General features: G+C 76.9%; 1 pseudogene. It reads left to right on the top strand.

Features of this window, described 5'->3' with window-relative positions:
* Window positions 1-158: 158 nt before the first annotated feature.
* A pseudogene (locus ACGFYP_RS30445) lies at window positions 159-10,205 on the top strand (type I polyketide synthase); the annotation flags it as partial.
* Window positions 10,206-10,231 lie beyond the last annotated feature (26 nt).

Genomic DNA, 10,231 nt, shown 5'->3' with positions numbered 1-10,231 from the left:
CAGACCGTACGAACCGCACAGACCGCAGGGTACGAGGAGCAGAAGCGTTGTCCAACGAACAGAGCGGCGACCAGAAGGTCCTGGAGACGCTGAAGCGGCTCACCACCGACCTCCGCCGCACGAAGCAGCGCCTGCGCGAGGCCGAGGACCGGGGCCACGAGCCCATCGCGATCGTCGGCATGGCGTGCCGCTACCCCGGCGGCACGGCCTCCCCCGACGACCTGTGGCGGCTCGTGGCCGAGGGCCGCGACGCGGTGGCGGGCTTCCCCACCGACCGCGGCTGGGACCTCGGCGCGCTCTTCGCCGACGGCCCCGACCGGCCCGGCACCTCGCACGCCCGTGAGGGCGGCTTCGTGCACGACGCCGGCGAGTTCGACCCGTCCTTCTTCGGCATCTCGCCGCGCGAGGCCCTGGCGATGGACCCGCAGCAGCGCCTCCTCCTGGAGACCGCGTGGGAGGCGATCGAGCGGGCCGGCATCGACCCGGCGTCGCTGCGCGGCAGCCGTACCGGCGTGTACGCGGGAGTGATGTACCACGACTACGGCACGGGCGCGGACCCGCTGCCCGAGGGGGTCGAGGGCTACCTGGGCCTCGGCACCGCCGGCAGCATCGCCTCCGGCCGCGTCGCGTACGTCCTGGGCCTCGAGGGCCCGGCCGTCACGCTGGACACGGCGTGCTCGTCGTCCCTGGTCGCGCTGCACTCCGCCGTACGGGCGCTGCGCGCGGGGGAGTGCACGATGGCCCTCGCGGGCGGTGCGACCGTGCTGTCCACCCCGGCCGTCTTCGTGGACTTCTCCCGGCAGCGCGGTCTCGCCGCCGACGGCCGCTGCAAGCCCTACTCCGCCCAGGCCGACGGCGTCGGCTGGTCCGAGGGCGCGGGCATGCTGCTCGTCGAACGGCTCGCCGACGCCGAGCGGCTCGGCCACCCGGTCCTCGCGGTCCTGCGCGGCTCCGCGGTGAACCAGGACGGCGCCAGCAGCGGCCTCACCACGCCCAACGGGCCCGCGCAGCAGCGGGTCATCCGGCAGGCGCTCGCCGACGCCCGGCTCGACCCGGTCGACGTGGACTTCGTGGAGGGCCACGGCACCGGTACGGCCCTGGGCGACCCGATCGAGGCGCAGGCGCTGCTCGCCACCTACGGCCAGGACCGGGACGAGCCGCTGTGGCTCGGCTCGGTGAAGTCGAACATCGGCCACACCCAGGCCGCCGCCGGCGTCGCGGGGATCATCAAGGCCGTCATGGCCCTCCGCCACGGCGTGCTGCCCGGCACCGTGCACCTGTCCGAGCTGTCCCCGCAGGTCGACTGGGCCTCCGGCGCGGTCGAGCCGCTGCGCGAGGCCCGCCCCTGGCCCGAGGTCGACCGGCCGCGCCGGGCTGCGGTGTCGTCGTTCGGCATCAGCGGCACCAACGCCCACATCGTCCTGGAACAGGCCCCGGCCACCCCGGCCCCGGCGGCCCCCGCGCCGTCCGCACCCGCGTCGGCCACAGTCCCCGCCGCACGTGCCGAGACCCCCGCGTCCACCGAGTCCACCGCGTCCGCCCCGGAGCGGGACGAACCCGTCGCGGTCCCGGTCGTGTTGTCGGGCGCGACGGAGCCCGCGCTGCGCGCGCAGGCCCGACGCCTTGCCGCGCACCTCGCGGACCACCCCGACCTGGCCCCGGTGGACGTGGCGTACAGCGCCGCCACCGGCCGTACCGCCCTGTCGAGCCGCGCGGTCGTCGTGGCCGACGACCGCGCCGGGCTGCTCGAAGGGCTCACCGCGCTCGCCGAGCAGCGGCCGAGCCCGGCCGTCGTCACCGGCACCGCCGGGGTGGGCGTCCGGCGGACCGCGTTCGTCTTCCCCGGCCAGGGCGCCCAATGGGCGGGCATGGCCGTGCCGTTGCTCGACTCCTCGCCCGCGTTCGCGGCCCGCTGGGCCGAGTGCGGCCGCGCGCTCGCCCCGTACACGGACTGGTCCCTCGACGAGGCGGTCCGCTCGCCGGAGGCGCTGGAGCGCGTCGACGTCGTCCAGCCCGTGCTCTGGGCCGTCATGGTGAGCCTGGCCGAACTGTGGCGTACGGCGGGCGTACGGCCCGACGCCGTCCTCGGCCACTCGCAGGGCGAGATCGCCGCCGCCTGCGTCGCGGGCGCACTGTCCCTGGAGGACGGCGCGAAGGTCGTCGCGCTGCGGGCGAAGGCCCTGCTCGCGCTCGCGGGCCGGGGCGGCATGCTGTCCGTACCGCTGCCGGAGGCCGAAGTGCGGGCTCGGCTCGCGCAGTGGCCCGGTCTGGGCGTGGCCGCCGTCAACGGCCCCTCGGCGGTGGTCGTCTCCGGTGCGGTGGCCGCCCTCGACGCGGCCCAGGCCGCGTGGGAGGCCGAGGGTGTCCGGGTGCGCCGCGTACCCGTCGACTACGCCTCGCACTCGCCGCAGGTCGAGGAGATCCGCGAGCGTCTCGCCGCCGACCTGGCCGGCATCACCCCGCGCCGCACCGAGGTCGCCTTCCTCTCCACCCTCACCGGCGAGCCCCTCGACACCACCGGGCTCGACGCCGACTACTGGTACCGCAACCTGCGCGAGCAGGTCCGCTTCGAGGAGGCCACCCGCCGGGCGATCCAGGACGGCTACCGCGTCTTCGTCGAGGCGAGTCCGCACCCGGTGCTCACCGTCGGCGTGCAGCAGACGGCCGACGCCCTCGACGTCCCCGTCGCCTCGGTGGCCACCCTCCGCCGCGACAAGGGCGACCTGGTCCGGTTCCGTACGGCCCTCGCCGAGGCCGCCGTGCTCGGCACGCCCGTCGACTGGGCGGCCGAACTGGCCCCGTACGCCCCGCGCCGCGTCGACCTGCCCACGTACGCCTTCCAGCGCGAGCGGTTCTGGCTCACGCCGCAGCGCCGCGCCGCCGTGGCCGCGGCGGCGGGCGCCGACCCGTGGGAGGCCGGGTTCTGGGACGTCGTGGACCGCGCAGACGTCGAGGCGCTCTCCCGCGCCCTCGGCGTCGACACGGACGAACCGCTCAGCGCCGTCGTGCCCGCGCTGTCCCAGTGGCACAGGGACCGGCACGGACGGTCGACCGTCGACACCTGGCGGTACGCGGTGGAGTGGGAGCGCGGCACCGTCCCCGACGACGCGCGCCTGACCGGCCCGTGGCTCCTCGTCGTGCCCGAGGGGCACACGGGCCCGCTGCCCGCCGACTGCGCCCGCCTGCTCGCCGCACGGGGAGCCGACGTCACCACCCTCACGCTCACCGACGGCGACACCGGACGCGACGCGCTCGCGACCCGCCTCGCGGAAGCCCGCCGCGCCGGATCCCGCGGCGCGGACGTCCACGGCGCGGACGCCGACGGCACGGACACCGGCCCCGCTGATGTTTGCTTCGCCGGCGTGCTGTCCCTGCTCGCCCTCCACGACGAGCCGCACCCCGAACACCCCGCCCTGCCGGTGGGCCTGGCCCTGACGGTCGCGCTCGTGCAGGCCCTCGGTGACGCGGGCGTCGACGCCCCGCTCTGGTGCGCCACCAGCGGCGCGATCGCGGCCGGCCCCGCCGAGCGCGTCACCGCGCCCGCGCAGGCCCAGACATGGGGCCTCGGCCGCGTCGTCGCCCTGGAACACCCCGACCGCTGGGGCGGCCTCGTCGACCTGCCCGCCGCACTGGACGACCGCGCGGCCGGCCGGCTCGCCGCCGTCCTCGCGGGCGACGCCGGCGACGAGGACCAGGTGGCGCTGCGCGACACCGGCCTCTCGGTGCGCCGCCTCGTCCGCGCACCGCTCGGCGCCACCCCCGCCCCCCGCCAGTGGCGGCCCACCGGCACCGTGCTGCTCACCGGCGGCACCGGCGCGCTCGGCCCGCACCTGGTGCGCTGGCTTGCCGCCCACGGCGCCGAGCGCGTCGTGCTGCCCAGCCGGCGCGGCGCGGCCGCCCCGGTCGCGGCGGAACTGACCGCCGAACTCGCCGGTTCCGGCACGGCCCTGGAGTTCCCGGCCTGCGACGTCGCCGACCGCGACCAACTTGCCGCACTGGTCGGCGAATTGGCCGAGGCCGGTACGCCCGTACGCAGTGTCCTGCACGCCGCCACCGCGCTGGAGCTGCGCCCGCTGGCCGACACCCCGGTCGGCGAGTTCGCCGACGAGGTGGCCGCCAAGGTGCTCGGCGCCCGCCACCTTGACGAGCTCTTCGGGGCCGACGCCGACCTCGACGCCTTCGTCCTCTTCTCGTCCATCGCGGGCCTGTGGGGCAGCGGCGAACACGCCCCCTACGCCGCCGCGAACGCCTACCTCGACGCGCTCGCCGAGGACCGCAGGGCCCGTGGCCTGACCGCGACCTCGGTCGCCTGGGGCATCTGGGCCGCCGTCAACGACTGGGACGGCATCCGCGAGGGCGTCGACCCGGAGCGCGTCCGCAGGCAGGGCCTGCCCTTCCTCGACCCCGACCTGGCCGTCGCGGGCCTGGCGCAGGTGCTCGACCACGACGAGACCACCGTGGCGCTCGCCGACGTGGACTGGACCCGGTTCGTGCCGGTGTTCTGCTCCGCGCGGCGCCGGCCCCTCCTGGAAGGCGTACCGGAAGCCGCGGCCCTGCTGCGCGACGCCGTCGTCGACACCGGTACGGCCTCCGCGCTGCGCGAACGGCTCGCCACGCTGCCCGAAGGGGAGCGCACGCGGGCCGTGACCGAGCTGGTCCGTGAGCACGCGGCCGCCGTCCTCGGCCACGCCTCGCCGTCGGCGCTCCCCGCCGACCGGGCCTTCCGCGACGTCGGCTTCGACTCCATCACCGCCGTCGAGCTGCGCAACAGGATCGGCGCGGCCACCGGACTGACGCTGCCCGCGACCCTGGTCTTCGACCACCCCTCGCCCGCCGCGCTCGCCGAACACCTCCTCGCCGAGGCCTTCGGAGCCGCGACGTCCGCGCCCGTCCTCACCGCACGGGCCGACGCCGACGACGACGACCCGATCGCCATCGTCGGCCTCAGCTGCCGCTACCCGGGCGGCGTCGAGTCGCCGGACGACCTGTGGCGGCTCGTGGTGGCGGAAGGCGACGCGGTCGGCGACCTGCCCACCGACCGGGGCTGGGACCTCGACGCGCTCTACGACTCCGACCCGGACGCCCGGGGCCGCAGCTACGTCCGAAACGGCGGTTTCCTGCCCGGCCTCGCCGAGTTCGACGCCGCGTTCTTCGGGATCTCCCCGCTGGAGGCCCGCGCCACCGACCCGCAGCAGCGCCTCCTCCTCGAAGCGGCGTGGGAGGCGTTCGAGCACGCCGGCATCGACCCGGCCGGCCTGCGCGGCAGCCGTACGGGCGTCTTCGCGGGCGCCAACGTCGGTGACTACGCGTCCAGCCGCGGCCCCGGCGCGGGCGGCTCCGACGGACAGCTGCTCACCGGCAACGTGCCGAGCGTGGTCTCCGGCCGGATCTCCTACACCCTCGGCCTGGAGGGCCCGGCCGTCACGGTCGACACGGCCTGCTCGTCGTCGCTGGTCGCGCTCCACCTGGCCTGCCAGTCGGTGCGCCGCGGCGAGAGCGACCTCGCCCTCGCGGGCGGCGTCGCCGTGATGTCCAGCCCTGCCGCCCTGATCGGCTTCTCCGCGCAGCGCGGTCTGTCCGGCGACGGCCGCTGCAAGGCCTTCGCCGACGCGGCCGACGGCACAGGACTGGCCGAGGGCGTCGGCCTCGTCCTGGTCGAGCGGCTGTCCCGGGCCCGGGCCCAGGGCCACCGCGTGCTCGCGCTCGTCCGCGGCTCCGCCATCAACCAGGACGGCGCGTCCAACGGTCTCACCGCGCCCAGCGGCCCGGCCCAACAGCGCGTGATCACCGCCGCGTTGGGCGACGCCGGTCTGCGGCCGTCCGACGTGGACGCCGTGGAGGCGCACGGCACCGGTACCCGCCTCGGCGACCCGATCGAGGCCCAGGCGCTGCTGGCCACGTACGGCCGCGACCGGACCGAGCCGCTGTGGCTCGGCTCGGTGAAGTCCAACGTCGGCCACACCCAGGCCGCTTCGGGCGCCGCGGGTGTCATCAAGATGGTGCAGGCCATCCGGCACGGACTGCTGCCGAGGACGCTGCACGTCGACGCGCCCTCCACGCAGGTCGACTGGACGACCGGCGCCGTCTCGCTGCTCACCGAGCCGCTGGAGTGGCCCGCCGTGGACCGTCCGCGCCGCGCGGGCATCTCGTCGTTCGGCCTGTCCGGCACCAACGCCCACGTGATCATCGAGCAGGCGCCGGAGGAGGACGCACCCGTCGCGGAGGCGCAGGAGCCCGTCGCCGACGCGCCCGAGCCGGTCGTGGCGTGGCCGCTGCACGGCCGTACCGAGGCCGCCCTCCGCGCCCAGGCGGCGCGGCTGCGTGACCATGTCGCCGCCGTTCCCGACGCCCGCCCGGCGGACGTCGGCTGGTCCCTCGCGGCCGGCCGCGCCGCCTTCGACCACCGGGCCGTCGTGCTCGGCGCCGACACGGCCGAGCTGCTGAGCGGCCTCGACGCCGTCGCCGGCGCCACCGCCCACCCGGCGGCGGCGCAGGGCGTCGCCGCGGGCGCCGACCGGGTCGCGTTCGTCTTCCCCGGCCACGGCGCCCAGTGGCCCGGCATGGCCAAGGGGCTCCTGGCGGAGTTCCCGGTCTTCCGGGAGAGCGTGCACGCCTGCGCCGAAGCGTTCGCCGAGTTCGTCGAATGGGACCTGCTCGACGTGCTCCACGACGTCGAGGGCGCGCCGCCGCTGCACCGCGTGGACGTCGTGCAGCCCGCGCTGTTCACGATGATGGTCTCCCTCGCCGCGCTGTGGCGTTCGCACGGCGTGCACCCCTCCGCGGTGGTCGGCCACAGCCAGGGCGAGGTCGCCGCCGCGTACGTGGCGGGCGCCCTGACCCTGCGTGACGCGGCCAGGATCGTCGCCACCCGCGGCAAGGCGTGGCTGACCCTCGCGGGCACCGGCGGCATGGCGGCCGTCGCGCTGCCCAAGGCGGAGGCGCTCCGGCGCCTCGAACCGTGGGGGACGCGCCTCGACATCGCGGCGGTCAACGACCCCCGCTCCGTCACCGTCGCGGGCGACCTCGACGCGCTGGAGGAACTGCTCGTGGGCCTTGAGGGCGAGGGCGTACGGGTGCGCCGCGTCCGGCAGATCGTCGGCGCGGGCCACACCGCGCACGTGGACGTCCTGCGCGACCACCTCGTCGAGACGCTGGCGCCGACCGCCCCCCGCTCGTCCGCGATCCCGTTCTACTCCACGGTGACCGGCGGCCTGCTCGACACCGCGGGCCTCGACGCGGACTACTGGTACGAGAACGCGCGCAGGACCGTGGAGTTCGAGCAGGCCGTGCGCGCCATGGCCGAGCAGGGCCACGGACCGTTCCTGGAGGTCAGCGGGCACCCGATGTTCACCGTGGCGCTCCAGCAGACGCTGGAGGACGCGGGCAGCGGGGCCGCCGCGCTCGGCACCCTGCGCCGGGACGAGGGCGGCCGCGAGCAGTTCCTGCGCGCCGCCGCCGAGGCCCACACGGCGGGCGCCACCGTCGACTGGCGGCCCGTCTTCGAGGGCACCGGTGCGGCCACGGTCGAACTGCCGACGTACGCGTTCCAGCGCGCCCGGCACTGGCTGGAGCCCTCGGTGGGCACCGGCGACATGACGGCGGCCGGGCTCGCCTCCGCCGGGCACCCTCTGCTCGGCGCCGAGGTCGACCTCGCGGGCGGCGGGCTCGTCCTCACCGGCAGGCTCTCCGCCGCAGCCCAGCCATGGCTGCCGGGCGAGGTGCCCGGGGCGGCCCTCGTCGACCTCGTCCTGGCCGCCGCCGACCGGGTCGGCAGCGCGGGCATCGGCGAACTGACCGCGTACGCGCCGCTCGCGCTCGCGGAAGGCGGCGTCACCGTGCAGGTGCGCGTCGGCGAGCCCGACGGAGAGGGCACCCGATCGGTCGGCGTGCACGCCCGGACCGACGGCGCCTGGGTGCGCCACGCCGAAGGCACGCTCGTGGCCCACACCGCGCCCGGCGCCGCACCGACCCCCTGGCCGCCGACGGGCGCCGAGCCCGTCGACGACCTCTACGCCGAACTCGACGCGGTCGGCGTCGGTCCCGCCCCGGCCTGGCGTGCCGTACGGGCCGCGTGGCGGCGCGGCGACGACGTGTTCGCCGACGTGGCGCTCGACGCCGACGCCGCCGAACGGGCCGACGGCTTCGCCCTGCACCCCGTGCTCCTCGACGCCGCCCTGCACACCGTCCTCGACACCGACCGGGCGCCCGTCGCCTGGTCGGGCGTGCGCCTGCACGCGACCGGCGCGCGGGCCGTGCGGGTACGCGCCGAGCGCACGGGCCCGGACACCGTGGCCCTCACCCTGGCCGACCCCGCGGGCGACCCGGTGCTCACGGTCGACGCGGTCCGGCTCGGCGCCGTGACGGACCGCGCCGCCACCGGGCGGATCGGCCGCGACGCGCTGTTCCGCATGGACTGGGTGCCGCTGGCCGCGACCGACGCCGGGGCCACGCCCGGCCGGTGGGCGGTCCTCGGGGCCGATCCGCTGGGCGCGGCCCAGGAGTTGCGCGGCCTCGGCCACACCGTGCTCGGCGCGCCGGACCCGGAGGCCCTGCGCGAGATCCCCGACGCCGTCCTGGTCACCGCCGTGGGCGGCGAGGGGGACGTGCCCGCCGAGGCGCGCTCCGTCGCGCACGCCACCCTTGCGGCCGTCCAGGCGTGGCTGGCCGACGACCGGTTCGCCGCCGTCCCGCTCGTCGTGCTCACGCGCGGCGCGGCCGCCGACCGGGCGTCCGACCTCGCGGGCGCCGCCGCCTGGGGCCTGGTGCGCTCGGCCCAGTCGGAGCACCCCGACCGGTTCGTCCTGGTCGACACCGACGGCGAGCCCGAGTCGTGGCGGGCGCTGCCCGCCGCGTCGGCCGCCGGGGAACCCCAGCTCGCGCTGCGCGGCGGCGCCGCCCTGGTGCCCCGCCTCGCCCGCCTCACCGAACCGGAAGGACCCGCGCCGTGGGACCCGGCCGGCACCGTCCTGGTCACCGGAGCCTCCGGCGACCTCGGCGCGCTGGTCGCCCGCCACCTGGTGACCGAACACGGCGTCCGGCACCTCGTGCTGGCCTCCCGGCGCGGCCAGGCCGCCCCGGGCGCGGGCGAGCTGAGCGAGGAGCTCGGCACGCTCGGCGCCCGGGTCACCCACGCGGCGTGCGACGTCGCCGACCGCAAGGCGCTCGCGGAGCTGCTCGCGGCGATCCCGGACGAGCACCCGCTGACCGCCGTCGTGCACAGCGCCTCGGTCCTCGACGACGGCGTCGTCGCCGCGCTCACCCCCGAGCGGATGGACACGGCGCTGCGCCCGAAGGCCGACGCCGCCTGGCATCTGCACGAGCTGACCCGGCACCTCGACCTGGCCGCGTTCGTGCTGTTCTCCTCGATGGCGGGCACGCTCGGCGGCCTCGGCCAGGGCAACTACGCGGCGGGCAACGCCTTCCTCGACGCCCTGGCCCGGCACCGCAGGGCCCACGGTCTGACGGCGACCTCCGTGGCCTGGGGCTGGTGGGCCGAGCGCGCCACCAAGAGCGGCCACGAGGTGGCCCAGGACGAGACCGCCGTCATCAACGGCATGGTGCCGCTGACCGAGGAGCGCGGCCTCGCGCTCTTCGACGCGGCGTGCCGGGGCGACGAGCCCTTCGTCGCGGCGAGCGCGCTGGACCTGCGCTCGCTGCGGGCCGCCGCCGACGAACTGCCCCCGATGCTGCGCGCGCTGTCGGGCGTACCCGCCCGCAGGGCCGCGGCGCAGGCGGAGACCGCGACCGCGCCCACCCTGGGACGCGATCTCGCAGGACGTCCGCGCCCGGAGCAGGAGGCGCTCCTGCTGGATCTGGTCCGCGCCGAGGCCGCACTGGTGCTCAGCCACCCGAGCGGCGACGACGTCCAGGTCCACCACCGGTTCCTGGAGCAGGGGTTCGACTCGCTGGCCGCGCTGAAGCTGCGTAACCGGATCGCCGCGGTCACCGGGCTGCGGCTGCCGCCGACACTGGTGTTCGACCACCCGACCCCGGCGGAGCTGGCCCGGTACCTCCTCGCCGAACTGGCACCGGCCGACGGAGAGGCGCCGGCGGAGTTCGCCGACGAGGACGCCGCGACGGCAGTACTCGTCCTGGAGGAGCTCGGCCAACTCGACGAGGCCATCACCCGACTGCCCGCCGACGGCCCGGAACGGGCACGGATCGCGGAGCTGTTGGACGGCCTCGTGGCGAGGTGGAACCGCTGATGATCAACAACGCGGACGTCCTGATA

The organism is Streptomyces sp. NPDC048370 (assembly GCF_043200825.1).
In the GTDB taxonomy this organism is placed as follows: Bacteria; Actinomycetota; Actinomycetes; order Streptomycetales; family Streptomycetaceae; genus Streptomyces.
This window is presented reverse-complemented; position numbering and strand designations above follow the sequence as displayed.